Origin of the sequence: uncultured Porticoccus sp., assembly GCF_963975625.1 — a bacterium.
GTDB lineage: Bacteria > Pseudomonadota > Gammaproteobacteria > Pseudomonadales > Porticoccaceae > Porticoccus.
On record NZ_CAXBHS010000012.1, the window covers coordinates 56,769 to 83,584 of the forward strand.

General features: G+C 53.8%; 21 protein-coding genes. 11 read left to right on the forward strand and 10 right to left on the reverse strand.

Annotated features, from left to right (window positions below; genetic code table 11):
• The first annotated feature begins 114 nt into the window (after nucleotides 1–114).
• The 3 genes from AACZ64_RS11285 (at nucleotide 115) to AACZ64_RS11295 (ending at nucleotide 2,126) form a co-directional block, all read left to right on the forward strand.
• Entirely contained in the window at nucleotides 115–633 is a 519-nt protein-coding gene (locus tag AACZ64_RS11285) for a DUF3365 domain-containing protein (RefSeq protein ID WP_293614860.1), read from the forward strand.
• A 30-nt stretch (nucleotides 634–663) separates the two neighbouring features.
• Nucleotides 664–1,626 carry a CDF family Co(II)/Ni(II) efflux transporter DmeF gene (gene dmeF, locus AACZ64_RS11290; RefSeq protein WP_293614861.1) on the forward strand — a complete coding sequence of 321 codons (963 nt, stop codon included), beginning with the start codon at nucleotides 664–666 and terminating at the stop codon, nucleotides 1,624–1,626.
• 83 nt (nucleotides 1,627–1,709) lie between these two features.
• Nucleotides 1,710–2,126 carry a hypothetical protein gene (locus AACZ64_RS11295; RefSeq protein ID WP_293614862.1) on the forward strand — a complete coding sequence of 139 codons (417 nt, stop codon included), beginning with the start codon at nucleotides 1,710–1,712 and terminating at the stop codon, nucleotides 2,124–2,126.
• A gap of 7 nt (nucleotides 2,127–2,133) precedes the next feature.
• Here AACZ64_RS11295 and AACZ64_RS11300 read toward each other — a convergent pair whose 3' ends face one another.
• The 3 genes from AACZ64_RS11300 to rlmKL all read right to left on the reverse strand — a co-directional run bounded on the left by AACZ64_RS11300 (nucleotide 2,134) and on the right by rlmKL (nucleotide 6,263).
• The gene (locus AACZ64_RS11300; protein WP_293614863.1) at nucleotides 2,134–3,780 is read right to left on the reverse strand and encodes a SulP family inorganic anion transporter; all 1,647 of its coding nucleotides are present in this window, start codon (nucleotides 3,778–3,780) and stop codon (nucleotides 2,134–2,136) included.
• A gap of 84 nt (nucleotides 3,781–3,864) precedes the next feature.
• On the reverse strand, nucleotides 3,865–4,107 hold the full coding sequence (locus tag AACZ64_RS11305) for a glutaredoxin family protein (RefSeq protein ID WP_293614864.1): 243 nt from the start codon (nucleotides 4,105–4,107) through the stop codon (nucleotides 3,865–3,867).
• Entirely contained in the window at nucleotides 4,104–6,263 is a 2,160-nt protein-coding gene (gene rlmKL / locus AACZ64_RS11310) for a bifunctional 23S rRNA (guanine(2069)-N(7))-methyltransferase RlmK/23S rRNA (guanine(2445)-N(2))-methyltransferase RlmL (RefSeq protein ID WP_293614865.1), read from the reverse strand. The genes AACZ64_RS11305 and rlmKL overlap by 4 nt, the downstream gene beginning before the upstream one ends.
• A 220-nt stretch (nucleotides 6,264–6,483) precedes the next feature.
• Here rlmKL and AACZ64_RS11315 point away from each other — a divergent pair, with 220 nt between their 5' ends.
• Nucleotides 6,484–6,690: a ribosome modulation factor gene (locus AACZ64_RS11315; RefSeq protein ID WP_293614866.1), complete on the forward strand. Its 207-nt coding sequence runs from the start codon at nucleotides 6,484–6,486 to the stop codon at nucleotides 6,688–6,690.
• A gap of 133 nt (nucleotides 6,691–6,823) precedes the next feature.
• On the opposite strand, the gene AACZ64_RS11320 is transcribed toward AACZ64_RS11315, so the two are convergent.
• Nucleotides 6,824–11,692 carry an NAD-glutamate dehydrogenase gene (locus AACZ64_RS11320; RefSeq protein WP_339640103.1) on the reverse strand — a complete coding sequence of 1,623 codons (4,869 nt, stop codon included), beginning with the start codon at nucleotides 11,690–11,692 and terminating at the stop codon, nucleotides 6,824–6,826.
• Between the two features lie 198 nt (nucleotides 11,693–11,890).
• Here AACZ64_RS11320 and AACZ64_RS11325 point away from each other — a divergent pair, with 198 nt between their 5' ends.
• The 7 genes from AACZ64_RS11325 to AACZ64_RS11355 all read left to right on the forward strand — a co-directional run bounded on the left by AACZ64_RS11325 (nucleotide 11,891) and on the right by AACZ64_RS11355 (nucleotide 19,849).
• Nucleotides 11,891–12,850, forward strand: coding sequence for a MoxR family ATPase (locus tag AACZ64_RS11325; protein WP_339640104.1), 960 nt, complete (start codon nucleotides 11,891–11,893; stop codon nucleotides 12,848–12,850).
• A 3-nt stretch (nucleotides 12,851–12,853) separates the two neighbouring features.
• The gene (locus AACZ64_RS11330) at nucleotides 12,854–13,789 is read left to right on the forward strand and encodes a DUF58 domain-containing protein (RefSeq protein WP_339640105.1); all 936 of its coding nucleotides are present in this window, start codon (nucleotides 12,854–12,856) and stop codon (nucleotides 13,787–13,789) included.
• Nucleotides 13,786–14,277 (forward strand): DUF4381 domain-containing protein, encoded by a 492-nt coding sequence (locus AACZ64_RS11335; RefSeq protein WP_339640106.1) that lies wholly within the window; start codon nucleotides 13,786–13,788, stop codon nucleotides 14,275–14,277. The genes AACZ64_RS11330 and AACZ64_RS11335 overlap by 4 nt, the downstream gene beginning before the upstream one ends.
• Nucleotides 14,271–15,260, forward strand: a complete 990-nt coding sequence (locus AACZ64_RS11340) for a VWA domain-containing protein (RefSeq protein ID WP_293614870.1) — start codon at nucleotides 14,271–14,273, stop codon at nucleotides 15,258–15,260. The genes AACZ64_RS11335 and AACZ64_RS11340 overlap by 7 nt, the downstream gene beginning before the upstream one ends.
• Nucleotides 15,260–17,107, forward strand: a complete 1,848-nt coding sequence (locus AACZ64_RS11345; protein ID WP_293614871.1) for a VWA domain-containing protein — start codon at nucleotides 15,260–15,262, stop codon at nucleotides 17,105–17,107. Before AACZ64_RS11340 ends, AACZ64_RS11345 begins: the two co-directional genes overlap by 1 nt.
• 6 nt (nucleotides 17,108–17,113) lie before the next feature.
• The gene (locus tag AACZ64_RS11350) at nucleotides 17,114–18,823 is read left to right on the forward strand and encodes a BatD family protein (RefSeq protein WP_293614872.1); all 1,710 of its coding nucleotides are present in this window, start codon (nucleotides 17,114–17,116) and stop codon (nucleotides 18,821–18,823) included.
• 231 nt (nucleotides 18,824–19,054) lie between these two features.
• The gene (locus AACZ64_RS11355; RefSeq protein WP_293614873.1) at nucleotides 19,055–19,849 is read left to right on the forward strand and encodes a ParA family protein; all 795 of its coding nucleotides are present in this window, start codon (nucleotides 19,055–19,057) and stop codon (nucleotides 19,847–19,849) included.
• Nucleotides 19,850–20,056: 207 nt separating this feature from the next.
• Here AACZ64_RS11355 and pepN read toward each other — a convergent pair whose 3' ends face one another.
• The 6 genes from pepN to AACZ64_RS11385 all read right to left on the reverse strand — a co-directional run bounded on the left by pepN (nucleotide 20,057) and on the right by AACZ64_RS11385 (nucleotide 26,768).
• Nucleotides 20,057–22,690 carry an aminopeptidase N gene (gene pepN / locus AACZ64_RS11360; protein ID WP_293614900.1) on the reverse strand — a complete coding sequence of 878 codons (2,634 nt, stop codon included), beginning with the start codon at nucleotides 22,688–22,690 and terminating at the stop codon, nucleotides 20,057–20,059.
• A gap of 8 nt (nucleotides 22,691–22,698) precedes the next feature.
• Nucleotides 22,699–23,526, reverse strand: a complete 828-nt coding sequence (locus AACZ64_RS11365; RefSeq protein WP_339640112.1) for a DUF2797 domain-containing protein — start codon at nucleotides 23,524–23,526, stop codon at nucleotides 22,699–22,701.
• A gap of 3 nt (nucleotides 23,527–23,529) precedes the next feature.
• A complete protein-coding gene (locus AACZ64_RS11370) occupies nucleotides 23,530–23,802 on the reverse strand; it encodes a DUF1315 family protein (RefSeq protein ID WP_293614875.1) in 273 nt (90 codons plus the stop codon).
• Nucleotides 23,803–23,883: 81 nt separating this feature from the next.
• A complete protein-coding gene (locus AACZ64_RS11375; protein ID WP_293614876.1) occupies nucleotides 23,884–24,747 on the reverse strand; it encodes a rhomboid family intramembrane serine protease in 864 nt (287 codons plus the stop codon).
• 5 nt (nucleotides 24,748–24,752) lie between these two features.
• Nucleotides 24,753–25,673, reverse strand: coding sequence for an NAD(+) kinase (locus AACZ64_RS11380; RefSeq protein WP_339640115.1), 921 nt, complete (start codon nucleotides 25,671–25,673; stop codon nucleotides 24,753–24,755).
• 363 nt (nucleotides 25,674–26,036) lie between these two features.
• A complete protein-coding gene (locus AACZ64_RS11385) occupies nucleotides 26,037–26,768 on the reverse strand; it encodes a helicase associated domain-containing protein (RefSeq protein ID WP_293614878.1) in 732 nt (243 codons plus the stop codon).
• Between the last annotated feature and the right edge of the window lie 48 nt (nucleotides 26,769–26,816).

Below are 26,816 nucleotides of genomic sequence, written 5' to 3' on the forward strand. Positions count from 1 at the left end.
TCTGGACGACCAGATTGGTTAAGCTAAACTGGAGCAGACTGTATCTTTGAATGGAGCATACCCATGGCGTGCAAGGCAATATATCGGAGTGTATTTTTTTGTGCTGTTATCACGATGCCCACGCTGATAAATGCAGGCGGAGACCCTTTATTAATACTCGAACGGCAAGCAGAAAGTATCGTCAAGCAATTTGCCGGCTCGCTACAGCCGCGTCTGATGGAGGCAATCCAGACTGGGGGTCCGGTGGAGGCCATCCGCGTCTGTGCCACGGCAGCACCAGAAATAGCCAGCCGGCTAAGTCGGGAAACCGGCTGGTCTGTCAAGCGAGTCAGCCTCAAGGCCCGCAACAAATCTGCAGAACCCGACCACTGGGAACGGAATACCCTTCTGCAGTTTGAATCTCGCCTCGCCGCAGGAGAGATGCCTGCACAACTGGCCCAGGTCGATCAGATCGATGGGCAATTCCGCTATATGAAGGCTCAGATTGTTCAACCGCTCTGCCTCAACTGCCATGGCAGCACACTCGACCCAGACGTTGCACAAGCACTGCAAAACCATTACCCGGAAGACGCTGCGACAGGCTATCAACTGAGCGAAATCCGTGGGGCATTCAGCCTGTCCGCTCCGCAGTAATCCAGCCAATCTGCCGAATTGATTTCTCCTATGCACCAGGAACACTTACATCGCTGGCAACACCAGCACGACTTTTCCACGGCAAATGCTCACGGCGAGCGCCGCACCAAATATGTATTGATACTGACTGCCGTCACGATGGTAGCGGAGATCATTGCCGGTACGGTATTTGGCTCTATGGCCCTGCTGGCAGATGGCTGGCACATGGGCACCCATGTGGCCGCCTTTATGATCACGATTTTTGCGTACCGCTATGCCCGGAAACATGCCGATAATCCGGCCTTCAGTTTCGGTACCGGCAAAGTGGGTGTACTGGGGGGCTTTGCCAGTGCAGTGGCACTGGCAGTTGTCGCCCTGATGATGCTGGTCGAGTCGCTACAGCGACTGGCGTCCCCCCAGCTGATTCAACTCGATGCCGCTATCGCGGTGGCTGTGCTGGGACTGGTGGTCAATATCATTAGCGCCCTGTTGTTAAAAGATCATCACTCTCACCAGCGCCAGGACGGAGACGATACGCATCAGCAGACTGGCGAAGGTCACCATGACCAAAACCTTTATGCCGCCTATATGCATGTACTGGCGGACGCTCTCACCTCGTTACTGGCCATTTTCGCGTTATTGTCGGCCAAGTATTTCGGCTGGTATGCACTGGATCCCGTGATGGGAATTGTCGGTGCAGCGATTATCACCTACTGGGCAATCGGTCTGATCCGGCAATCGAGTCCGATTTTATTGGACGGCGGCATGAGCGATTATTATCAGGAGCGGATTACCCGGGCCATTGAAGAGGATGCCGACAATCAAATCACGGATCTGCATATCTGGAAGATCAGTGAGCACGACTACGCGGCGATTATTTCCCTTGTCACCCACCACCCCAGGCCCGCGGATTATTACAAATCACTACTGGCCGACTTTAACTGGCTGTCACACCTCACCATTGAGGTGCAGCGCTGCGAAGACACTCACATTACTGAGCCTGGCATCGAATAATCGACCAGAACATCTCTTCAAAGAAAATAAAATTTATTAAAATCCATAAATTGCCACTTATTATCCTCAGTGGACTGTTGGCGATGCCCGTGGTCAGTCACAGCGACCCCTCAGAATCAGTCGGTCTGGCTGCCGGGATAATGGCCAATGCGCTGTTCAATGAAACCGAAAAACGGGTGTTCGGCGACTACTTGCGCCGCGATTATTATGGCGACGACTACCAGAGTGGAGGTAAACAGAAGAGTCTGCCCCCCGGTTTGCGCAAAAAGCTGGCATGCGACGGCGAATTGCCGCCGGGTTGGCGGAAGAAGGTTGCACGGGGCGAAGTCCTCGATCGCGAACTGTACTTGATGAGTCGGGACCTGCCAGAGGATCTACTGGGACGGCTCCCCAGATCACTGGATGGCACATCGCTGCAACAAATTGATGATCGTATTTTCAGGGTCATGGATGCAACGAACACCGTCCTCGATGTGTTTTATCAGGCCACACGGCAATAGTATCCGGTCAATGTAGCCCGTCCCGGTCGATATAATCCATCGCGTCACGCAACACAGAAAACCTGTGTCGCTCATTGAGAAACTGCAGCGCACCCAGTCTTTTCAGGTCGGCGCTGGTTCGTTCGGAAATACCCACCAGCAACACATAGCGCTGGTGATGCTGTTCGTTGCGAATCAGCTCATCGAGCATCATTGCGGTCGAGGTGCCCACCAGCTGGGCCCCGGTCAGATCCACAATAATAATTTCGTGAGAAACATGACCGGCGAGACGGCGGCGCAGCCCCCGGCCCACCCCAAAGCTGAGGGGACCAGCGAGACTGAGCAGAGCAACCCGGCCCTGTTGAGCCGCCAGCCATTCGTCGACAGGATCCGGATCAGGCCTTGTCACCTCACCGCTTTTAAAATGGACATTATCCAACTGAATCGTCGTCAAACGCTCGACGGTAATCATGTTGGATAAAAATACCCCCACCAATACGGCGGTAATCAAATCGACAAAAACCGTCAGAAATAACACCAGCACCATCAGTGCCGCAGTATCCAGAGGCAGCTGGCCAAGGCGTCGCAGATAGGGCCAATCGATGATATCGATACCCACCTTGATCAGGATACCCGCCAGCACAGCCAGGGGTATATGGCCCGCGTACTGACCCGCACCAAGCATCACCGCCAGCAACACCAATGAGTGGATCATTCCGGAGTAGCAGGTCTTGCCGCCCGTTCGTATATTGACCACTGTGCGCATGGTGGCACCGGCACCGGGCAACCCGCCGAAAAAACCGGCCACCGTATTGCCAATACCTTGCCCGATCAATTCACGATCGGAATCGTGCTGCTGTTTGGTAAGGTTGTCTGCCACTAGTGACGTGAGTAAAGAATCGATGGAACTCAGTACAGCCAGTAATACTGCGGCATACAAAAGATCATCCAACATATCCAATGAGAACATTGGCCATTGCAGCGACGGAAATGCCGAGGGAATTGCACCGATTGTCGCCACGGTCCCCTCGGGGAGCCAAAGCACACAAAACGTTCCGAGCAACAGCACCAACAGAGGCGATGGCAGCCAGACATTCCAGCGATGGGGCCATAAATAGACACCCGCGATCGCCAGCAAACCCAATGTCAGGTCATGCCAGCTGATCGCTGTTAGCCATTCGGGAAAATAGTCCAGCGTTGCCAGCAGTGAAGGGGTGCCCGTGTGCCCAAGTATGGGACCCAGTTGCAGCACGATGATGATGACGCCTATCCCGGTCATAAAACCTGAAATAACCGAATAGGGAACCAGAATGAAATACTTGCCCAACTTCAGCAACCCAAAGCCGATCTGGAGAATGCCGGCAAGAATCACGGCGCTGAAGCCCATCAACAGGCCCGCTTCCGGGTGTTTCGCCTGAATTGAGGTAAACACACCGGCCATCACCACCGTCATGGGGCCGGTAGGGCCGGATACCTGGGCGGGCGTACCACCAAACAGCGCGGCAAAAAAACCGACAAAAATGGCACCGTAAACACCCGCAGCGGGACCCGCGCCGGATGCCACCCCAAACGCCAACGCCAGCGGCAAGGCAACCACAGCGGTGGTTAGCCCACCGGCAAAATCCCTGGGTAAGTGACGAGTGGAAAGAGAATTGAAAAACGTAATCCCGCGCATGACAGCCTCTAACCGACATCTGAAGTGAGAACATACCCCAGACATACCGCCACTGACAGCAGTGGTCGGGGTTTGTCACCCGGTCTAGGGGCCTGAAATCAGGCGCCGCACCTGGCCAGCAGTAAAGGGCCACCCTTTCTCACGCCCATCCGGAGTGACAATCACCGGGATGCGAATACCGTATTTTTCCGTCAGCACCTCATCCTCATTGATATTGACCTCATGCAAACGCCAACCCTTCTCCTGAAGAACCGGATAGAGCAGCGCTTTGGCCTGATCACAGAGAGGACAGTGGGTACCGCTGTATAGCGTCAGAATGTCACTCATTGTGGATGCCTGATCAACCAGCAATTGTGAAGCTTCTGATCGCGCTGAAAATCCGGATCGAAGGTTTGCTCGGTGATCGCCTCCACCTGCCAGTTCTGCAGCACCGCCTGATCCATGGAAAATTTACGGAAGTTATTGGAAAACACCAGGGTACCGCCCGGCGCCAGCACAGCCATGGCATGCCCGATCAATGCCCCATGGTCTCGCTGAATATCCAGTACCTGTTCCATTTTCTTGGAGTTGGAAAAGGTCGGTGGATCGAGAAACACAAGATCAAAGACACCCTGCTCTCTCTCCAGCCACTCCAGACAATCTGCCCGCAGCAACTGATGTTGCTTCAGGTCCAGTCCGTTCAGGACAAAATTGCGTCCGGCCCACTCCAGATAGCTGTTTGACATGTCGATGCTGAGGCTGCTTGTCGCCCCGCCAAGCGCCGCATGAACACTGGCGGCTGCAGTGTAGCAAAACAGATTGAGCACCCGTTTGCCCCTGGCCATGGCACCGATCATCCGGCGCACCGGTCGGTGATCGAGAAACAGGCCGGTATCGAGATAATCTGACAGATTCACCTCAAAGCGGGCAGCACCCTCTGTGACTACCTGCACCGCATTATGACTGGAGCCGCTGGGCTGGCGCTGGTACTGGCTATCACCCTTCTGGCGGCGACGCTCTTTAAAAAATAATTTACCGCGGCTTTCCGGATAAAGCGATAGCAGCGCCTGACGGATCTCGGTGAGGTGACGGTTGGCGCTCGCCTCATCGACAGTGATGGGTGGGGCGTACTCCTGCACATGGATGGCGTCCTGATAGACATCGATAGCCACGGCATACTCCGGCATATCCGCATCGTACAGACGGTAACAGCTCACCCCTGAAGCCTTCAGCCAGCCCGCCAGTTTTCGGGCATTTTTTTTCAGCCGATTGGCAAACATCTGCGCGCCTTCACCAAGCGCCGCTGCAGACTCATCGGAGCGCGGCTGCGGGTTCCGGTCATCAGCCTCCCGAAGCTGAAAGAGCAATAGCTGACTGGGAATCGTGCCGTTAAAAAACTGGTACTTCTTGTCGGCTCGCAAACGCAACTCACCGGCCAACTCGGCATTGCCGGTAATCACCGCCATACGCCAGCCGGGGCATTCCCTTTTAGCCACTTCACCCAATGTCTGGTAGAGCGGTTTTAATTCTTCCATCTCGCCCCAGCGTTCACCGTAGGGGGGATTGCAAATAATCAATCCATCCCCCGTTTCACGGTGTGTGGGCTTTTTGAACGCCTCGATGGGTTTCGCCATGACCCGCACCCACTTTTCCAACCCCGCACAGGCAATATTTTCCTGGGCTGCACTTACGGCCCGGGTATCCTTGTCATAGCCACGGATTTCAGGTATCTCGCGGGACAGGCCTGCCTCGCAGCGGGCCAGCGCCTCCTGCCGGATGTCTTGCCACAATGTGTCATCGTGCTTCGCCCAGCCGTGGAAACCAAATCGTTCCCGAATCAGCCCGGGGGCCATATCGGCAACCATCATCGCACCTTCAATCAAAAACGTGCCACTGCCGCACAAGGGATCAATCAAAGCGCCACCCCGTGCTGCAATCTCCGGCCAACCCGCCCGCAACAACAGGGCAGCGGCCAGATTTTCCTTCAACGGTGCCGGCACCATAGCCACACGGTAGCCCCGCTTGTGCAGGCTGCCACCAGACATATCAATACTGACGGTGGCAGCGCCCTTCGCCAACCGCACATTGATTCGCAGATCCGGATTTTGCAGATCCACATCCGGCCGTTCACCGAAATAATCCTGGAGCTGATCGACTATCGCGTCCTTGACCTGCTGGGCACCAAATTTGGTGTGTCTGATGGCATCGTTGGTACCAATAAAGTCAACCGCAATGGATTGCCGGGGCGTCAGGTGTGTTTCCCAGGGAATCGATCTGACGCCCCGATACAGATCATCGGCACTACTGACCTCAAACCGCTCCAGGGGCAGGAGCACCCGATTGGCCAGGCGTGACCACAAACAGGCCCGATAGGCAAAGGCCAGCGTACCTTCCACATAGACACCCGCCACGGTCTCCCGGGTTTTTTCCGCGCCCAGCGAGATCAGTTCATTGACCAACAGGGACTCAAGTCCTTTCGGACAACTGGCAAACCACATACCCATAAAAGATGTTCCAACCCACAAATCAAGCCTTGATGTCAGGAGAGCAATGGAAACACAAAATCGATTGATTACATAAGGGAATTAAAAACTACTACTTATAGACAAATAAAATCTTCGACAGCGCTAACAACATTTGATGTGATGGAAGGGCTAGACCATAAAAACCAGCAAACCACTTTAATCACAGAAAGTGGCCCTAGAAATCAGGAGTTCATGTCATATGAAAAGACAAAAACGAGATTCCTCCCACCGCGCTTTCATCAAAGGTTACCAAGCAGGCTACCATGGCCGAAACAAGACACTATGTCCTCATGCAGAAGAAACCACACTGGCTCAGGACTGGTGCAACGGTTGGCGGGAAGGTCGTGAAGATAACTGGAGCGGCTACAAGGAACAGGCCGTTCAGCAGAAAGTCAGCAACCTGTAAATTTCTACCCATTTTCCCTAACGGGGCACTGTCCCCCTGAAAGGTCCTGACCGGACTCAGGAAGCGGCTTGTGGAGGTGCACAACCTCCCGCCGCTTCCAACCAGACCCGGCCTCCATATCCCCAAGCAGCCTTCAAATCGGGCAAAACGGCACTGTATCACGGTGGTTGATGGTGGCCTGAACAAGATCCAGCAACTCCCGCAGGGCCACTGAGAACATGGCAAAATCCCGACCTGGCGTAGTGTGCAGCTCATTCATCATATCCATCCAGCGGGCAATCAGGTGCGGGTGTGTGGCTTTCCAGGCCTGGATCGCCCCATCGATATCCCGGACACCGTTAACCCCGGCCAGCAACGCAGCACACAACGCTCGACGCTGTCCCTCCAGATCATCTACATAAGATTCACGGGCGAAATCCTGCCAGCGATTGTCCGGTTCGAGCTGAATAATCTGTTCGCCAAACCAATCGAGATCCAGTTCCGTACCCAGTTTAAAATAGAGCTCCAATACCAACCCAACAGGTTTCCTATCGGTGGCTGCCAGATCAGCTATACCAAAGCCGAAAAACAGAAAATTGGCACTGGCCACCAGCATCGCCACATCCTCCTGCACCCCGAGTTCAATCCGGCGCTGCACCTCTTCCTGCCAGTCATTGGCTTCTTCCCGATGAAACAGCGTCGGCAACAGGAGTTGCAACTCCACTAGCTTCGGCCTGAGCGTCTGTACCTCCTGTTGTGGATTGAGGCAGGATCGGCGATTTCGCAGTACCCACCGCGAGGCACGCCGTCCCATCCGCATCAGGGCGTGGAACAGTTCGAACTGCACCTCTGCCGGAACCAGGTAATCCAGGGATTCAACCCGTCTCCAGAAATGGTCGATGCGCAACAGGTCCCTGGCGACAGCAAATGCCCGCATCACATCACTGACACTGGCACCGGTGGAGGCAATCTGTCGCTGAAAATAGGGGACCCCCATCAGGTTGACCATCTCGTTGACCAGCTGGTTGGCAATAATTTCACGCTTCAGACTGTGCTGTAACAGTCTGTCGGGATAATTCTGCGAGAGACTCTTGGGAAACGCCCCGGCAATCATTTTGGTCAGATAGGGATCTTCTGGCGCATCGGATTTGAGCACCTGATCCTTGATCAAAATTTTGGCATAGGACACCAGAATTGCCAGCTCGGGATGTGTCAGGCCAAGCTGACGTTTTTCACGGTCCTTGAGCGTCTCGTCATCGGGTAAATATTCCAGTGAACGGTTGATCAGGCCACTGGCTTCCCAGTCCACTATCGCCCGCCAATACTCTGAAAAATTGGTTTTACAACGGTAGTGCGCAAGACTGATGGTCAGGGTCTGGCGATAATTATTGGCCAACACCAGCTCGGACACTTCCTCCGTCATGTCCACCAACACCTGGTTGCGCTGCTTAGTGGTGAGATCCTCGCTTTGCACCAGGCCATTCAGCAGAATTTTGATATTGACCTCATGGTCAGAGCAATCCACACCTCCCGAGTTATCGATAAAGTCGGTATTGCAGGCACCCCCATTCAGTGCATATTCAATGCGGCCACGTTGGGTCATACCGAGATTGCCCCCCTCACCGAATACACGGCAGCGCAATTCACGGCCATCGATACGAACACTGTCGTTGGCACGATCGCCAACATCCTGGTGACTTTCCCCCGACGCCTTCACATAGCTGCCTATACCGCCGTTCCAGATCAAATCAACCGGTGCTTTCAATAGGGCATTGATCAGCTCGTTGGGTTTCAGTGCAGCCTGGCTGATATCCAGCGATGCCTGAATTTCCGGGGTCAACTTGAGTAACTTTGCGCCGCGGGAAAAAACCCCACCACCGGGTGATATCAACGTCTGGTCATAATCTTCCCAACTTGAGCGCGGAAGATGAAACAACCGCTCCCGCTCTGCAAAACTCGCCTCGGGATCGGGGTTAGGGTCGATAAAGATATGTTGGTGGTTAAACGCTGCCACCAACTTGATATGCCGGGACATCAGCAAACCATTGCCAAACACATCTCCCGCCATATCACCGATACCAATAACAGAGAAATCCTCTATCTGGGTATTGAGTCCCAATTCGCGAAAATGGCGCTGTACCGACACCCAGGCGCCCCTGGCAGTAATACCCATCTTCTTGTGATCGTAGCCGTGGCTGCCACCGGAAGCAAAGGCATCCCCCAGCCAGTGACCGTAGGCCAGCGATAGCTCATTGGCATAGTCAGAAAAAGTCGCTGTTCCCTTATCCGCAGCAACCACCAAATAGGGGTCATCCTCATCGCGCCTGACCACGCAGGGCGGCGGAACAACGTCATCGCCAGCCACGTTATCGGTAAGATCGAGGAGTCCTGAGACAAACAAGCGGTAACAGGCAATACCCTCCTGCAATAGCGCTTCCCGACCCGGATTGCGCGGCATTTGCTTCGCCACGAAGCCACCTTTCGCACCGGTCGGGACAATCACTGCGTTTTTAACCTGCTGGGCTTTCACCAGACCCAGCACCTCGGTACGATAATCCTCCAGGCGATCAGACCAGCGCAGCCCACCCCGCGCCACCCTGCCCATTCGCAGGTGAACACCCTCCATCCGGGGAGAATAGACAAAAATTTCGTAAAGCGGCCGAGGTTCCGGCGCATCGGCGAGTTCTCCGGGAGCCAGTTTCACTGCAATACAGGGCTTTTGTTGATCATCGGCTCCGAGCTGGAAGTAATTGGTACGCTTGGTGGCGTTGATCAATTGCTGGTAGCTGCTCAACACCTTGTCCTCGTTGAGATTGCTCACCTGTTCCAGAGCCTCCTGGATTTTCTGGTTGAGGCGTTCGGCACGACCGTATTCTTCACTTTGCGGGGTCACAACCTTGGGATCAAACAGGCAGCGAAACAGCGCTACCAGATTTCGGGTAATGTCGAGGTTGGCAGCGAGCGTATCCGCAATAAAATCCTGACTGAAGTTGCTACCCAGTTGCTTCATGTAACGGGCATACAACCGCAACAGGGAAACCATTCGCCAATCCAGCCGGGCACCGACCACAAGATGGTTGAAGCGATCATTTTCTGTTTGCTGGGACCAGACAGCTTTGAATGCCTCCTGGAAAGTATTCCGGACCAGTGATACATCCACATCCACGTCCAGCCCGAAGCGCAGCGTGAAATCATGTAGCCAGATCTCACCGCCCCGCCGTGGCGTAATCTGGTAGGGATGCTCCCCCAACACCCTGAAACCGAGGTTTTCCAACATCGGCACAAGATTGGAGAGTTCTAGCTGGTGATGGCGATGGAACAGCTTGAAACGCATGACGTTCTGATCAGCACCCGCCTGCTGATAGAAACCGGTGGCAATTTCCTCATCGTTGCCGAGATCGTGAAACAACTGAATATCATGAATGGCCGAACGGTGGTCAAAGTGATCCATATAGCTGGCGGAAAAGGCATCCCGGTAAAAGTGGGCCATGTCCCTGCCCAGCGACTCACCCCACTGATCCAGTGCCGAACGCTCGAGCTCATCATTCCAGTCGAGGGTCAGCTCAACAATCCGACCGATCAGTTCATCCCGGTCAACTTCCCGATAACGACTGGAATTGAGTCTCAGGACAAACTGGGTACGAGCCAGCAGCGACTCGGAGAAACTGGTATTGAACTCGCACTCGGTGGCATCAAATTCGTTTTTGAGCATGTGCTCAATCGCGGTGCGAATGGAAGTGCGATAGATATCTCGCGGCATGTACACCAGACAGTTGATGAATTTTTCGAAAGGGTCAACCCGAATAAAGAGCCGTACCAGACGCCTTTCACTGATCTGCCAGATACCGACCAACGTCTCGTACAACTCATCGGCAGAGGAATGAAAAAGCTCGTCCCTCGGATGCACTTCAATCAATTGGGAAATCGCTTTGAAGTCGTGACTGCCCGCACTGAAACCGGTGCGATCCAGCACGTTTTGAACCCGCTGGCGAATCAATGGAATCTTGAACGGGCTGACGTTATAAACTGCTGAGGTATATAGCCCCATAAACAGGTATTCACCCATGACAACGCCCTTTTTGTCATAGTGCTTCAGTACAATAAAATCCGGGTAAGCCTGTCGGTGAACCCTCGAACGCAGAGATGACTTGGTAAAAGCCATCGGGGCATCGCCCTTGTAGAATGCCTGGATACCAGGACTGAGTTCGCTAAGCGCCTGTTTTTCAATATTGATCTGATGGCGGCGGAAAATACCTAGCTGCCGTTCCGGAAGGTGTTTCAATGCGGGGGAGCCCCGGTCTTTTAAAAGACGAAACTCGGAGCAACCCTGAAAGATAAAAGCGCCGTCACGCAGCCATTCGAGAAAGGCCGCCAGTTCATCCGCCTCACATGCCGGTAGGTTCGCATGGTTATCCCTGACACCGGCTATTGCGTGATTGAGACGTTCGGCCATCGGGAGAAAATCGTCGGTCACCGCCTCGACATCGCGCAATACATCCAGTATGTCGTGCTCCAGCGACTGATGTTCCTCACTCGACGTACGCAGATCCACATCGATATAGATCAGCGCTTCAGCACGGCTACCGGGCGTTGACGGGTCGGCAAACAGATCGATCAGGACACCGTTCTGATCGCGAACAACCTGAAAGACCGTACTCTTGATCAGCTGAATATTGAGTCCTGCGCGGTTAATCTGGATACGTACAGAATCCACCAGAAACGGCATATCCCGCTGTAATATGAACAGTGCAGTAGCATCATTGACCCAGCCATCCTCCTCCAGGACCGGGTTGAACACGCGAACGGCAGGATGATCCGGCGCCACCCTGCGGGTAAAGTTGTACAGACTGAATACAAAACCCTGGATATCATCCAACTGCTCATAAGCCAGTTCCTGCAAAGGAAACAGTTCGAAGATTTTTCTCGAGAATGGCACTAACTGCTCTGCCAGTTCCGTCGGATATTTTTCGATTATCTGCGCTTCAAGGGAGGCAAAGAAATCGCCTTCAAAAACTCGCTGCATGATTACCTCTTTCCCGTATTTTTATGTGTAAACCCTTACTTGCTGATTCCCTGTGCCCAGTACGGCAGCATACGCCGTAACTGAACTTCATCTGCTACCTACAGTCTAGATTAACCTCATATGATTGCCCTGTTTGGGTTAGCGGCCACCAGGCATTACAATCTCTGACCACCGTTATAACAAGAAGTAAGCATCAGCATGACTCATCAGCAAAAAATTTTGCAGCTCCGCGATTATCTCAATACCCAGATTGTCGGCCAGCCACACCTGATAGACCGGCTGATCATTGCCATTCTGGCCGATGGACACCTGTTGGTGGAAGGGGCCCCCGGGTTGGCAAAAACCAAAGCCATCAAAACCCTGGCGGATGGCATCACTGGAGATTTTCACCGTGTCCAGTTCACGCCAGACCTGTTGCCCTCCGACATCACCGGCAGTGATATCTACCGCCCGGAAGACGGCAGTTTTCAATTCCAACCTGGCCCGATTTTTCACAACCTGGTACTGGCAGACGAAATAAACCGGGCACCGGCTAAAGTCCAGTCAGCGCTGCTGGAAGCCATGGCAGAGCGCCAGATCAGTGTCGGCCGCAGCACCTACCCACTGCCCAGGCTTTTTCTGGTTATGGCCACTCAGAACCCTATCGAACAGGAAGGTACATACCCGCTGCCGGAAGCACAAATGGACCGCTTTCTGATGCACGTCAACGTAGACTACCCCGAGGCAGAGGCAGAGCGACAGATTTTGCGCCTGGCTCGCAATGAAGCATTGAACGAACCGGTAGCTGCCGTCGACAAAGTCACAGAGGAAACCTTGCTGGAAGCTCGCAAGGAAGTTTTGTCAGTCCACATGGCAGAGCCCGTGGAGGAATATATCGTCCAGTTGATCCTCGCCACCCGCAATCCCACCGATTATTGCGAAAAACTGGGCAGCTGGCTTGATTTTGGTGCCAGCCCAAGAGCCACCATATCGCTGGATCGCTGTGCCCGGGCCTGCGCATGGCTGAAGGGCCACGACTACGTTTCCCCGGACGATGTGCGCAGCGTGATTCACGATGTATTGCGCCATCGTCTTATTCTGAGTTTTGAGGCAGAGGCCAGCGGTATTACCCCGGACCGGGCAATCGATACCCTGATCAGCAACGTACCCTCTGCCTGATCAATGGACGATCCCGATCTCAACAATCCGGCCATCGCCGATGTCACCACGCTGGTAGGCATGCGGTTTGGTACGCGCGACCTGAAGTTTTTCCCCCGGCGAATGGCGAAAACCTCGCTGATGGGAGGGCACCACTCGCGGACGCGAGGCCGGGGTATGGATTTTGAAGAAGTCCGGCAATACCAGCCCGGCGACGACATCCGCTCCATCGACTGGCGAGTCACGGCACGTACCCTGACCCCCCACACCAAGCTGTTTCGGGAAGAGCGGGAGCGGCCCATCCTGGTGATCACCGATTTACGTCCCAACATGTTCTTTGGCTCAAAAATGCTGAAATCCATCACTGCCTGCCAGCTGGCTGCGGCACTCGGCTGGGCCGGCCTGAACGCCAATGACCGGGTTGGCGGGCTGATTATAGGCGCAGAGCAGCATCGTGAAATCCGGGCTCGTCGCAGCAGCCACAGCGTCTTGCAGTTAATCCACCAGTTAAGGGATTTCAGTGAACTGCTGACCCACTCAGTGCCCGGCAAATACAGCATGACCGATATTATACGGGACAGTCGCCGAGTGGCACTGCCCGGCTCAACACTGTTTCTGATCAGCGATTTCCATGACCTGAACAAAGACTGCGAACAACACCTTTTCGAACTGGCCAGACACTGTGATGTCAACCTGTGCCAGATCCATGACCCACTGGAAAAACAGTTGCCACCGCCGGCCCTCTACCAGGTGAGCGACGGTAATCAGCAGTTTTCACTGAATGCGCGAAGTCGTGAATTGCGCGAGGAGTTTGAACAACACTTTCTGCGCCACCAGGCACGGCTGCGACAACTGTGTACGCAATTGCGCATGGGACTGATGGCTTTTGAAACAGGAACTTCTGTCATACCGATCCTGCAGCAGACCTATAGCAGAAAAAAAAGCGGACGGCACCCATGAACCCCCAGGATCCACTTTCACAACTGCGAGACATTCACCTGCCCGATCCGATCGGCTGGTGGCCCCCTGCCCCGGGCTGGTGGTTACTGGCACTACTGCTACTGAGCGCAATGATTTACTGTCTCTGGAGGTTGAAAAAGCGGCACCAGGACAATCGCTATCGGCGGGAGGCACTGGATTGCCTGGCCGAGCTGGAGCAATCTCTGGCGGAACAACCGCTCGAACATTGCCATGCCATGCTGACACTCTTGCGCCGCACCGCGAAAACGGCCTATCCGGATCAGGCCCTCGAATCGGAACTGACACCAGAGTTATTACAGCGGCTTAATCAGCAATGCCGGCGAACGCTATTTGATGAAACGCTACAGCAACAGTTGAAAGTCTTGCCCTATCGGGCTGACCCGGAAAATATTGACCATCTGGTTATTTCCCTGCACACCGCCATCAAGCAATGGCTCGCACAGCATCGGCGGAGTTCATCATGCTGACGTTTGAATGGCCCTGGCTGTTTATCCTGTTGCCGGTGCCGATAATTTACCGGCTGGTGCGCAGCCGGGCGGAAGCGACAACACCGGCCCTGAAGGTGCCTGTCTACTCGGCGCTGTCGAGGAATGTAGCAGTGCTAAAAAACGGCGGGGGTTGGCACTGGTTGGCACTGGCACTGCTGACGGCCACCTGGATTGCTCTGCTCGCAGCGGCTGCCCGCCCCACCTGGGTTGGAGATCCCATTGCCATACCCAGCACTGGTCGGGATCTGTTGATGGCAGTGGACATCTCCGGCAGCATGCAAGAGACCGATATGCAGATAGGTGGCAATACCGTTGACCGGCTCACTGCTGTCAAACAGGTAATCGGAGAATTTGTCGAACGCCGACAGGGCGACCGCATGGGGCTGATTCTGTTCGGTACGCGCCCCTACCTGCAAACACCGCTGACATTTGATCGAGAGACCCTGAATGTGCTGCTCAATGAAGCGCAGATTGGCTTTGCGGGCGACCGCACCGCCATTGGTGATGCCATCGGTCTGGCGGTGAAACGCCTGCAGCCTCGCCCCAAAAACCATCGAGTCCTGATTTTGCTGACGGATGGTGCAAATTCTGCCGGCCGGGTTAAACCGCTGGAAGCGGCCGATATCGCTGCCAGGGAAGGCATCGTAATCCACACCATTGGCATTGGTGCAGAAGTAAAGCTGGAACGAAGTCTCTTTGGCACGCGACGGATCAACCCCTCCAGTGACCTGGATGAAGCGACCCTGACTGCCATCGCCGAAAAAACCGGTGGCCAATATTTTCGCGCTCGCAACCCGGAGGAGCTTGAAACGATCTACAGACGGCTTGATCAGCTGGAACCCGTTGCCCAGGAAGCGGAAACCCTGAGACCGACCAAAGCATTATTTTACTGGCCACTGGGGTTTGCGCTGCTCTGCAGCTTTGCAATGGCAGCCCTGGCGAATCGCGGGGATAACAGCTGATGAGCACGATACAAGCCCTGTCCGAATTTCATTTTCTCCGGCCGGCTTGGTTGCTGGCCATTCTGCCGGCGCTACTCACCAGCTGGTGGTTACACCGCTCCCAGATCAGGCGGGGCAATTGGCATCGGGTCATTGCACCGGAACTGTTGCCGCTGCTACTGGATGAATCCACCCATCACAAACGGCGTTCACTGGTGGTGATTTCACTCCTCGGCTGGATCATCGCCACACTTGCCATGGCGGGTCCCACCTGGGACCGGACACCCCTGCCAATCCACAAGCAGGAAAGTGCGCTGATCATCCTGTTCGACCTCTCGCCCTCCATGTTGTCCCAGGACCAGAAGCCCAACCGGCTTACCCGTGCACGGCTGAAACTGATCGAGTTGCTGCAGCAACGCAAAGAGGGGACAACGGGGTTGATCGCCTACGCTGACGATGCATTTGTGGTCAGCCCGCTGACCGATGACGCCAAGACGCTTACAGCACTGGTTCCGGCTCTGGACCCCAATATCATGCCCGGCCCCGGCAGTCATGTTGAATCCGCCGTACAAAAAGCCATGGAACTGGCACTCAATGCCGGAGCCACCCGAGCGGATATATTGTTAATGACCGATGGTATTGCCGAGCGCGCCCGGGATGAGCTGGACAATATCTTTCAGGGCATGGGCGACTTCCGTCTTTCGGTGTTCGGTATTGGTACCGCAGAGGGGGCGCCCATACCCATTGGCGGCGGCGGATTTGCCAAGGACAGCAACGGTTCCATCATTGTGCCGCGTCTGGATGAACGGGGGCTCAAACAACTGGCAAACCGGCATGGCGGCCGCTACAGCGCCATCACGGCAGACAACACCGATATCAACTACCTGCTGGAAGGCTTCAAAATCGGACCGGACGCGTCCACCCGTCAGCTTGAACGCAACTTCGATAGCTGGCATGACACAGGCTATTGGCTGGTGCTGCTACTGTTACCGATACTGGTGCTGGCTTCACGCCGCGGCATAGTCCTTGCCTGCTTGATACTGACACCACTGTTTGGTCTACCCGTACCCGCTCACGCCCTGAGCTGGGATGATCTCTGGCTGACACCTGACCAGCAGGCATTACGGGCACTGCAGGAAGGTGATACAGCCTCGGCCCAGGAAAAATTCAATCACACGCAATGGAAAGCGGCCGCCGCTTACCGCAATGGTCAATACGACCGCGCGACCGAACTGTATCAGGGTGATTCAGCCATCGATCACTACAATCGCGGCAATGCACTGGCAAAAGACGGCAAGCTTGAAGAAGCCATTGCCAGCTACAATCAGGCCCTGGCGCTCGCACCGGAAATGGAGGACGCCCAGTTTAATCGTGAATTGGTGGAACAACTCAAGCAGCAGCAACAGAATCAGCAGCAGGATCAGCCGAAAGGAGATCCCCAGGAAAAACCTGAAGATCAGAAAAACCAGCAACAGCCCGGCGAACAGGACCCCGAAGATACCAATGACGGTTCTGACAACCCGTCCGGAAGCAATAACCAGAACAGTGCCGAGCCACCCGACCCTGAAGCAGAAGATGGGCAACAGGAAGGCGAACAATCACAGCCGGAAAGCCAGCCAGAACCCTCCGATCAGTCGACCGATCCGCAACCCTCTCCCGGTGATGGCGAGAAAAGTGAACAACCATCACAGGGAGCACTGCCGGAAATGAGTGAGGAAGAAAAACAGGCCATGGAGCAATGGCTGAGAAAAATCCCGGATGATCCCGGTGGCTTACTGCGGGAAAAATTTCGCTATGAATCAAGAAAGCGTGAATTCGAGGAACGTCGTGGTATTAACCCGCCCGGCGATCAGGAACAGAGGTGGTAAAAGTTGATGAACGCTGATTGGGGTAGATCACTGCTATGTTACGTGTTTGTTCCGCTATTCCTGTTGCTGGGCAGCACCGGGGCCACGGCTGACAACTTGTCAGCGACAGTGGACCACAACCAGCTCAATCGCGGTGAAACTGTCGAGTTGCGGGTTCGGTTCGACAGCCAGACAACTGGCGAGCCGGACTTTTCTATCCTGGAGGAGGAATTTGAGATCCTCTCCCGCCGCCAGCAAAACCAGTTTTCACTGATCAATGGTACAGCGGTCTCCTACACTGAGTGGCTACTGGAGCTGCTGCCCAGAGGAACGGGGGAAATACTGATTCCGGAGCTTGATTTTAAAGGCGTAAACAGCGAGGCAATCATCCTGCAGGTAGAAGATAGTCGCCCAGCGGCGAGAAACAGGGAACCGATATTTGTTGAAACCGAGCTGGACAAAACCACCGCCTATGTTCAGGAACAGCTGTTGCTGACTTTGCGGATTTTTACGTCAGAACCCCTGCTCGGCCTCAGCAGTGACGGTTTATCAATAGACAATACCTCCATACTGCAACTGGCGGAGAACCAGTACCAGACTCGCGAAAATGGTGTGGCTTATCAGGTCAACGAAATCAAATATGTGTTGTTCCCGGAGGCCAGTGGCGAACTGGTCATACCTCAGGTTCGTCTGAATACGGCCATTCCAGATCGCCGCGACCCTTTCTCGGGCTCCCTCTTCGGAAACCGGGGCAAGCGTGTCCTGCTCTATTCGGATGAGCAGCGAGTGACGATTCTGCCTCGCCCCGCCAATTCTGGCAGTGGGGCATGGCTTCCGGCCAAGGGGCTTAGTCTCACCGAACGCTGGAGCCGCCCGCCCGATGATCTGGTGGCGGGGGAACCGATCACCCGCACCATCACACTGACCGCCCAGGAGCTGGCCGCGACCCAACTGCCGCCTCTGCGCATACCCGATGGCGATGGTTACAAAATCTACCCGGACCAGCCTCAAATGGATAACAGTGGTGATAGCAGTGGTGTGATCGGTTCACGGGTGGAATCCATGGCCATTGTCCCATCCAGGGCAGGAACCATCACACTACCCCCGGTTACAGTCCAGTGGTGGGACACCGTCAGTCAGCAACCGAGACAAGCGGTCCTTGAACAACGCACACTGACAGTGAAAGCTGCTGCAGGCCAAGTGCCGGATGTGAGCGAAACTGATAAAACTGACAGAACCAATGCAGCCGAGCCGATAGTGACTCCCGTTGTAGCTCAGGAGTCCGGACTACTGATATGGATATTGATCAGTGTGAACCTTGTGCTCCTGATCGCCGTCGCAGTATTGTTTTTGCTGTGGCGCAATAGCAGTCGTCAACCGGCATTGAACGTCACCCCAGTAGAAACAGTAGATGAACCCAAAGAAAACACATTGTTTGCGGAGCTCCAACGACAATCCAAAGACGATAACCCACGGGCATTCCGTCATGCCCTGCTGCGCTGGGCAAGGGTCTATTGGGACAGGCCCTTATTGACACTGCAGGATGTGGCCACTACAGCAAACAGCGGCAAACTGGCCGAGACACTGGATGCGCTGGATCGTTCGCTCTACGGCGGCGCCCCGGAGAATGTCAACCTGCCGACAATCTTTGAGCAATTAAAACAGCTAAGAAAAAACCGAAAAGGCCTGGGCAAAGATCAAAAAGGGACGCCACTGGCGCCGCTGTACGGCAAATAAACCGACAGCAGGTTTCTGTTGCTGGGGTCACGCCTGTAAAAAGTGCATTAAAAAGCACAAAATGCTGCTATTTTGTGCACTTTCCCCCCCATTGATGAGCGCTTACCCACAGCGAGGGCGAAGAAGCTTCGCGTCAATCAGGGGATTCCATAAAATGACAATTTGGCATTTTTCATGCAGGATGCTTTACCGAAAAGCCATCCATTTCAACGCTAGGCAAGGATCCAGAGTATGCGTCGAGTTGTTTTCAATCAAAAAGGCGGTGTAGGCAAGTCCAGTATCACCTGCAATCTGGCGGCTATCGCTGCCAACAGTGGGAAACGGACACTGTTACTCGATCTAGATCCACAGGGCAACTCTACCCAATATCTGCTGGGTGAAAACCCCGATACGGCCAACACCATTGCCGATTACTTTTCTCAAACCCTGTCCTTTAATCTCTCACCGAAGAAACCGGCTGAATTTATCACTGAGACACCCTTCGCCAATCTGTCGATCATGGCGTCGGACCCCGAACTGGAAGAGATCGAACAAAAGCTGGAATCCCGCCACAAAATTTACAAGTTGCGTGACTTGCTAAACAAGCTGGAACCACACTTTGATCAGGTGTTTATTGACACGGCACCGGCGATGAACTTCTACACCACTTCAGCACTGGTAAGCGCCGATCGGGTATTGATTCCCTTCGATTGCGACGCATTTTCACGACATGCCCTGTACAACATTCTGCATGTCATTGGCGAAATACGGGATGATCACAACGAAGACCTCTTGATCGAAGGAATCATCGCCAATCAGTTTCAGCCGAGAGCCAATTTGCCGACACAAATCATCAATGAGCTGATTGCAGAAAAGCACCCGGTGCTGCCCATCTATCTGAATCAGTCGGTAAAAATGCGCGAATCACATCAGGCGGGAAAACCGCTGATTCACTTTGCGCCCAGTCATCCGTTGACCCAGCAATTCCTGGCACTTCATGATCACTTGAATAACAAAAAACGAACAAAAAAAACCACTGCCAGATAATCAACTCAAAGGAGTCGTCCAGAACAGCAGGCAAAAAAAAGGAGAGCCAGAGGCTCTCCTAAATATTAACGATGAAAAACCCCTTCAACAGGGGTTGCTGTCACTTCGGAGATATGCCTTTTTGGCACATCTACCTAGCCAGTGTCTGCTTATTCATCACCGTTGTCATTGATCCGCATCAAGTCAACAGAGTGCAGCGGTTATCCCTCAGAGACTCTTCGAAGCGATCTCATACGTATCACGAGACAAACCAGGCGCTGCCAGCACACGGGAAAGTTGCTCCTGCATCAGTGACTGTGCCGACAGGTCATAACGTCGCCACTTGGTCAGCGGCGTCAGTTGACGGGAAGCGATCTGTGGATTCAGTTTGTCCAATGCCAGTACATTATCAGCCAGGAACTGGTAGCCAGCGCCATCATGCCGATGAAAGTTAACCGGGTTACTGTTACAGAACACACCCACCAGGGCACGCACCTTGTTGGGGTTATGAAAGTCAAAAGCGGGATGCTGCATGAGTTTTTTCACCCGTTCCAGGCCACCCGGACGCACACAGGAAGCCTGTACCTGAAACCACTGGTTCAGCACCAGCGGCTCCTGTTGCCAATCCTGGTAGAATTTCTCCAGCGCCTTCTCCGCCAGTGTCACCGCGGCGTCCCGCGGGTCATTAACCAGTCCGGACAACGCTGCCAACCGATCGGTCATGTTATCCGCGGTCATAAACTGGTCATGGGCCAGTGACAGGGAATCCTCGACGCCGCTGTTCAACAGATAGCGCAGGGAAAGGTTTTTCAGACTCCGCTGCGCCATGGCAACACCCGACAGCGCATATTGTGGCTGCACGTTATCCAGATAGGCTTTACGCCAAGCGGTCGCCAGAGTTTTTCCCAACTCAGCACAGACAAAGCGACGAACCTGATGGATGGCTTCTACATCAATCACGTCGGACAACTCTGCCAGCAGAAACTCAGTAGGCAGCGTCAGTACCAGTGCCTGCATGGCCTGATCGGCCTCGATTTCATCCAGCACCTTGGCAAAGGCCGCTGGCAAACGGCTATCCAACTGCAGTGGTTCACCGCTACGAAAATCTTTAATCAACGACTGCATTAACTCGATGGAGAGCCGCTGACCGGCATCCCAGCGGTTGAAGCCATCGCTATCATGGGCCATCAAAAAACCCAGCTCATCAAAACTATAGGGATAATTCAATTTTACGGGGGCCGAAAAACTGCGCAGCAGAGATGGCACCGGTCGACAATCGATGTGCTCAAAAACTACCGTCTGCTCGGTTTCGGTAATTTCCACAACCTGGCTGGTTTCACCCGCAGCACTCAACGGCAAATCCCCTGCGTCTGTCATCAGCCCCACCGTTACCGGAATATGAAAAGGCTGCTTGTTCTGGCTCTCGGGAGTGGGCGGACAACTCTGTGAAAAATGCAATCTGAACTGTCGCTGCTGTTCATCGTAATCACTGGTGACAGTCAGGCGGGGGGTGCCGGCCTGGCGGTACCAGTTCATGAATTGACTGAAATCCCTGCCACTGACCTCGGCCATGGCGGCGACAAAATCTTCGATGGTGACAGCCTGACCATCGTGGCGTTCAAAGTAGAGATCAGAGCCACGACGGAACAGTTCCGGACCCAGCAGCGTATGGATCATTCGCACTACCTCAGCCCCCTTCTCATAAATGGTGGCCGTGTAGAAATTGGAGATCTCCATATAGGATGCAGGCTGCACCGGGTGGGCCGTCGGGCCGCCATCCTCAGCAAACTGCACCGTGCGGAGCATATTGACATTTTCTACCCGCTTGACCACCGGAGACCCCATGTCCGCAGAAAACTGCGAATCGCGGAACACGGTAAAACCTTCTTTCAGACTCAACTGAAACCAGTCCCGGCAGGTAACACGGTTGCCGGACCAATTGTGGAAGTATTCATGAGCCACCACAGCCTCTACCCGATTGAAACCATCGTCGGTGGTAGTGGCCTGATGGGCCAGCACGCAGGAGGTGTTGAAGATGTTGAGGCCCTTGTTCTCCATGGCCCCCATATTGAAATCGTCCACCGCCACGATCATATACAGATCGAGATCGTACTCGCGACCGTAGACCTCTTCATCCCAGCGCATGGCGTTTTTCAGGGAGGTCATGGCGTGATCACATTTCTCCAGGTCCTTGGCTTCCACATAAAGCTGCAGTAACACATTGCGGCCACTGCAGGTAGTGAAATTGTCTTCTACCACAGACAATTCACCCGCCACCAGTGCAAACAGATAGGCGGGCTTGAGAAAGGGATCGTGCCAGGTTGCCCAGTGGCGACCATCCGGTAATTCACCGGTTTCCATCAGATTGCCATTAGACAGCAATACCGGACATTCGGCCTTGTCAGCCACCACCGTTGTGGTAAATTCCGACATCACATCGGGGCGATCCAGGTAGTAGGTAATACCGCGAAAACCTTCTGCTTCACACTGGGTGCAGTAGATGGTGCGGGATTTGAATAGCCCCTCCAGGGACGAATTTTCCTTCGGACGAATAATCACTTCCGATGTCAGGGTGAACTGCTCGGGGACGCTGTGGATCAACAACTCGTCTGCCGTCGCGCTGAACTGCTCGGGCGTCAACGGCTTTCCGTCGATACTCAGAGATTGCAGCGACAGGCCCTGACCATCCAGTACCAGGCTGGTTTCCCGGTCACTGGTATCCGGGTTGCGCCGCATGTCCAGCGTAGCCAGAACAACGGTGTCATCCTGGCGAATTTCTACCCGCAACACTGTTTTATCGATCAGGTAGCGTGGGGCCGTGTAGTCTTTCAGGTAAATATTGCCCGGCTGGGCATCTCTCATCATCATAATTAATGGGTCACTTCTACATGGTAGGCTGTGTATTTGCGAATATTGATGACCCCGCTGTCAAAAATCAGATACTGGCCTTTTATACCCAGCAGGGTTCCCTCTAACGAAGGCACCTTATCCAGATTGAAACTGGTCACTTTTGTTGGGTACTCCAGCACCGGGTAATCAATATTCATGGGGACTGCATCATCGAGCCGCTGAAGGGCCTGAACACCAAAACGGTTTTCCAGAGCAGTCAGTTGTGTTTCAGTCCGATCAAATAGTGCATCCCGAATAGCCGGCAGGTCGGCGGGAACAATCTCGCCCTTCAGCATGGTTCGCCAGTTCGTCTTGTCTGCCACATACTGGCGTAAAACATCCTCCACCAAGCCGGACTGCTGGCGAGTCTTGACTCGCATGATGGGCAGCGCCTGCAAGGCTCCCTGATCGATCCAGCGGGTGGGCAGCTGGCTCTCGCGGGTAATGCCAACTTTCACCCCGGATGAATTGGCCAGGTAGACAATATGATCCACCATGCAATGTTGTTCACCCCATTCCGGCTCCCGGCAGGTACCCTCGAAATAATGGCATTTTTCCGGGCTGACAATGCAGGTATCACACTGCGCCAGTTTCGTAAAACACGGATAGCAGCAGCCCTGACTGAAACTCTTGTTACTGCGCCGACCACAATGAATACAGTGAATCGTACCGCTGTACTGAATACGTAGGGTTTGACCAAGCAGATCGTTCAACGGCAGGCACTCGTCGTCCAGCGGCAAACCGTACTGCACCGGGCCGTCCGCCAGAGCTGCCCGCATTTTCTTGAGGTGTCCCGAATAATCAGGCATAAATTACGACTGCCATTTGAGAGGCTGTAGATCCTCGCTGTGATCAGGCCGCTTATTCGTATCACAGGGTTCAGTTTTTTTCTTGGGCGGAATATAGCCAACGCGCTGATCTTCAGGTATGTGGCGGAGATCATAGGCAATAATTGCCTGCATACTGTGTTCCCGCTGAGTTGCGGTAAGCTTTTTGCCATCGGGCCATTTGCCCCGCTCCACAGCCAGCTTGAGACTTTCGTAAATATCGGGGGTGATGGAATCGATCAGTTGCTGAAAATCCATGGTTTACCTCAGTGACAACTCGGTAGCCGCTGTCACCCAACCACTACCTTAAGGATTTATGTCTGTGCAAAATTATACCAGCTACTGACGATGCCCGCCGGTAGCGATAGCTCCAGCCCAGCCCCCCAGCACCATGCCGCTAATCAGGCCGATCGCATGGGCGGCATTGGCGATATTGACTCCCATCAATAGCTCCATAAAACCGCTCATCCCTGCCAATAGCCAGATCAACATGAAGCCCAGCAACCCCCCGGGAAGAGAGAGTATTGGACTGGGATATACCCGGTTTCTTATCCAGATATAGCCGAGCAGACCATAAACCACACCGGACATACCGCCAAACAGTGCGGGGCCACTCCAAAGGTATTGCCCCAGGTTAGAGGCAATCGCCATCAACAACACAATCATCAACATGTGCAGACTGCCTGCAAGGGTTTCGATTCGTCGTCCCAACTCCCACAGCCAAAGGCCATTAAAGGCTAGGTGAAAAATACCAAAGTGCAAGAAAACCGGCGTTACCAGCCGCCAGTATTCGCCCCGACCCAGTGCGATCTCCGCATACTCAAAGCGGATGCTTTCGCCGACCAAAAGGTAGTCCTGGAAGGTCAACCAGTGCACCAGTGGAAACGCGTGACTGACCAAAGCAGCACCGGTGACACTGAGTAACAGCAGAATCAAGACTACCGGGACTTTGTGTAACTGTTGCTGAAAACTCAAGGCGGGAGGACCTGACATGGCGGGAGAAAATGTTGACCTCGCTTCCTCCAACAGACTGATAACCTGCGGCAACTGCTCGGGTTGTTCTATCCACAGTTGAACCCACTCACCATGGAGTTTGAGCTGATGGGATATTCCCAAGCTGTTTAACCGGGTATAGAGGTCGCCCATATCAAGCTGAGCGGGGATGTCTGCCACATGTGTCCAGGTTGAATCCAGTTCACTCATGGCAATTAGTTGACCGGCTTACTAATGCGTTCACTGGTGCGTTCATCAATACCCAGTCGACTGCCCCACCCAAGCTTGGTCCGACAGGTTTCATAAAAATTGTGTGCCACCGGATGAATCAACTGCACCTGGCGGGCTTTCTTGTGGATTTGAATGATATCACCGGGCTCGGACTGCAGGTCAGTCTGACCGTCACAGGTGACCAGCGGATGCAGCTCATTGCGGGAGCCCACCCTGATCTCGATATCGCTCTTACCGCCCACGACAATGGGTCGACTGGACAACGTATGGGGATTCATCGGCACCAGAACAATCGCATCCAGATTGGGATGCATGATTGGCCCACCCCCAGAGAGTGCATAAGCTGTAGATCCCGTCGGGGTGGAAACAATCAGACCATCGGAACACTGACTGTAGACAAACTGCCCATCAATATACAGCTCAAACTCCATCATCCGGACGGATTTCCCTGGGTGAAGCACCACATCATTCAGTGCCGCACCGGTTCCGATAACAGCACCTTTTCTGCTAATGGAGACATCCAGCAGAAAACGACTGGAAACAATATACTCGCCGGCCAGCACGCGTTTCATCTGTGATTCCATTTCATCCGGCAGGATATCGGTAAGAAAACCCAGTCGACCCCGATTGACACCCAATAAGGGGATATCATATCTCACCAAACTGCGCACAGCGCTCAGCATACTGCCATCGCCCCCAACTACAATGATAAGATCCACTGACGTCTCTAGACTGTCACTATCAAATACCGGCAATTGGCTATCACCGACCAGTTCCGCGGTTTTCTGCTCAAGCAACACCTGGTAGCCGGATTGTGTCAGAAAAGTGATCAGTCGCTTCAGGGAGTCGATAATCTCGGGCAACTGGATATTGGCCACCAGCGCAATATGTTTGAAGTCAGTCATGGAGTAACCGGAAGAGCCCCTTTAGAAATACCGTTGGATTATATACCCAGAATCATATCGGTTTCGCCCAAAAAGGGTGATAAAGATTCGTTGCGGGAGTAGAGACCGGTATCGCCAGGAGTCACTGAAGGACCAAGGCAAACAGTCGAGGGTGAAACTTATTATGAGCAGCCCGGCAACCGAAACCCGGGCCAAACGGGTTTTAACGAGGGTGTCTCCATGACGTGAGACAAGGTCGACACGGGAGCCCGCACAGTAACGTTTGCTATAACCTTATGGGTATAATCTGGCGACCGAGAATTATTGGGAACAAGGTCACAATAAATCTCAGCGCACCAGATCAGTCATTTCCTACCAGCTCGTTTAAAGCGGGCGACTTGAAGTTGAAATATTACTTTTTTTACTGTTGTCTCGCGGCACAAACAACACGTGCGGCAAATCATCAGCCGTCGCCCAGCAGAATCCCAGCCTGTTCAGTTTTGACAGCTTCACCTGTGTAAGATAATTATGTGCCAAATCTGAACGCTGCCTGGTTACCCACATACTGAGATCAACGCCCCCCTCGACTATATAGCCCGCCGGCACAAGGCAATCACCGTACTCTTTCTGATAGGCCTCAAGCGCAGCGTACATCCGATCCCACGCGTATTCGCGCAAATCCCAGACAAAGCCAAGATCGGCGAGTCGGTGATATTTTTCTCTGGGGTAATTGCCCTCAAAATAGCGTTGCTTCCATGTCCACAGGCCGAGGGGATAATTATCTCTGGTCACATAACCATCGGGAACCAGGCAATCGCCGAACTCTGCCTTGTAGATCTGTAATGCAGCAAATCCCTTCTCCCAGGGCAGGTCCTGCAGGTCCCATACGAACTTCAGACTGTTAAGTCGTTCAATCTGATCTTCTGAAAGTTCGCCCTTGGCTTTGTCCCGGCACATTTTCCGCACCCAGTACCAAAGAGGGTAACCCTCCGGGGTCTTGTAATTATGAGGTACCAGACAGTGGCCCTTTTCCGCTTTAAAGGCCGTTAGCATTTCAAACCACTGATCCCAAGGGGTCGCAGTGGTCTCTTCCATTTTTGTATCAAGATCTTTCATGAATATACCTTTCCAGATTAACTGGGTTAAATCAAGGGAACGAATGGC

What these genes read in the sequence shown, in the direction of transcription:
- AACZ64_RS11380 (WP_339640115.1), bottom strand. Translation starts at nt 25,673, where the DNA reads ATGACTGACTTCAAACATATTGCGCTGGTGGCCAATATCCAGTTGCCC.
- AACZ64_RS11305 (WP_293614864.1), bottom strand. Translation starts at nt 4,107, where the DNA reads ATGAGTGACATTCTGACGCTATACAGCGGTACCCACTGTCCTCTCTGT.
- AACZ64_RS11300 (WP_293614863.1), bottom strand. Translation starts at nt 3,780, where the DNA reads ATGCGCGGGATTACGTTTTTCAATTCTCTTTCCACTCGTCACTTACCC.
- AACZ64_RS11320 (WP_339640103.1), bottom strand. Translation starts at nt 11,692, where the DNA reads ATGCAGCGAGTTTTTGAAGGCGATTTCTTTGCCTCCCTTGAAGCGCAG.
- AACZ64_RS11295 (WP_293614862.1), top strand. Translation starts at nt 1,710, where the DNA reads ATGCCCGTGGTCAGTCACAGCGACCCCTCAGAATCAGTCGGTCTGGCT.
- AACZ64_RS11375 (WP_293614876.1), bottom strand. Translation starts at nt 24,747, where the DNA reads ATGAGTGAACTGGATTCAACCTGGACACATGTGGCAGACATCCCCGCT.
- AACZ64_RS11345 (WP_293614871.1), top strand. Translation starts at nt 15,260, where the DNA reads ATGAGCACGATACAAGCCCTGTCCGAATTTCATTTTCTCCGGCCGGCT.
- dmeF (WP_293614861.1), top strand. Translation starts at nt 664, where the DNA reads ATGCACCAGGAACACTTACATCGCTGGCAACACCAGCACGACTTTTCC.
- AACZ64_RS11285 (WP_293614860.1), top strand. Translation starts at nt 115, where the DNA reads ATGCCCACGCTGATAAATGCAGGCGGAGACCCTTTATTAATACTCGAA.
- rlmKL (WP_293614865.1), bottom strand. Translation starts at nt 6,263, where the DNA reads ATGGGTATGTGGTTTGCCAGTTGTCCGAAAGGACTTGAGTCCCTGTTG.
- AACZ64_RS11365 (WP_339640112.1), bottom strand. Translation starts at nt 23,526, where the DNA reads ATGCCTGATTATTCGGGACACCTCAAGAAAATGCGGGCAGCTCTGGCG.
- AACZ64_RS11325 (WP_339640104.1), top strand. Translation starts at nt 11,891, where the DNA reads ATGACTCATCAGCAAAAAATTTTGCAGCTCCGCGATTATCTCAATACC.
- AACZ64_RS11340 (WP_293614870.1), top strand. Translation starts at nt 14,271, where the DNA reads ATGCTGACGTTTGAATGGCCCTGGCTGTTTATCCTGTTGCCGGTGCCG.
- AACZ64_RS11350 (WP_293614872.1), top strand. Translation starts at nt 17,114, where the DNA reads ATGAACGCTGATTGGGGTAGATCACTGCTATGTTACGTGTTTGTTCCG.
- AACZ64_RS11315 (WP_293614866.1), top strand. Translation starts at nt 6,484, where the DNA reads ATGAAAAGACAAAAACGAGATTCCTCCCACCGCGCTTTCATCAAAGGT.
- AACZ64_RS11335 (WP_339640106.1), top strand. Translation starts at nt 13,786, where the DNA reads ATGAACCCCCAGGATCCACTTTCACAACTGCGAGACATTCACCTGCCC.
- AACZ64_RS11355 (WP_293614873.1), top strand. Translation starts at nt 19,055, where the DNA reads ATGCGTCGAGTTGTTTTCAATCAAAAAGGCGGTGTAGGCAAGTCCAGT.
- AACZ64_RS11330 (WP_339640105.1), top strand. Translation starts at nt 12,854, where the DNA reads ATGGACGATCCCGATCTCAACAATCCGGCCATCGCCGATGTCACCACG.
- AACZ64_RS11370 (WP_293614875.1), bottom strand. Translation starts at nt 23,802, where the DNA reads ATGGATTTTCAGCAACTGATCGATTCCATCACCCCCGATATTTACGAA.
- pepN (WP_293614900.1), bottom strand. Translation starts at nt 22,690, where the DNA reads ATGAGAGATGCCCAGCCGGGCAATATTTACCTGAAAGACTACACGGCC.
- AACZ64_RS11385 (WP_293614878.1), bottom strand. Translation starts at nt 26,768, where the DNA reads ATGAAAGATCTTGATACAAAAATGGAAGAGACCACTGCGACCCCTTGG.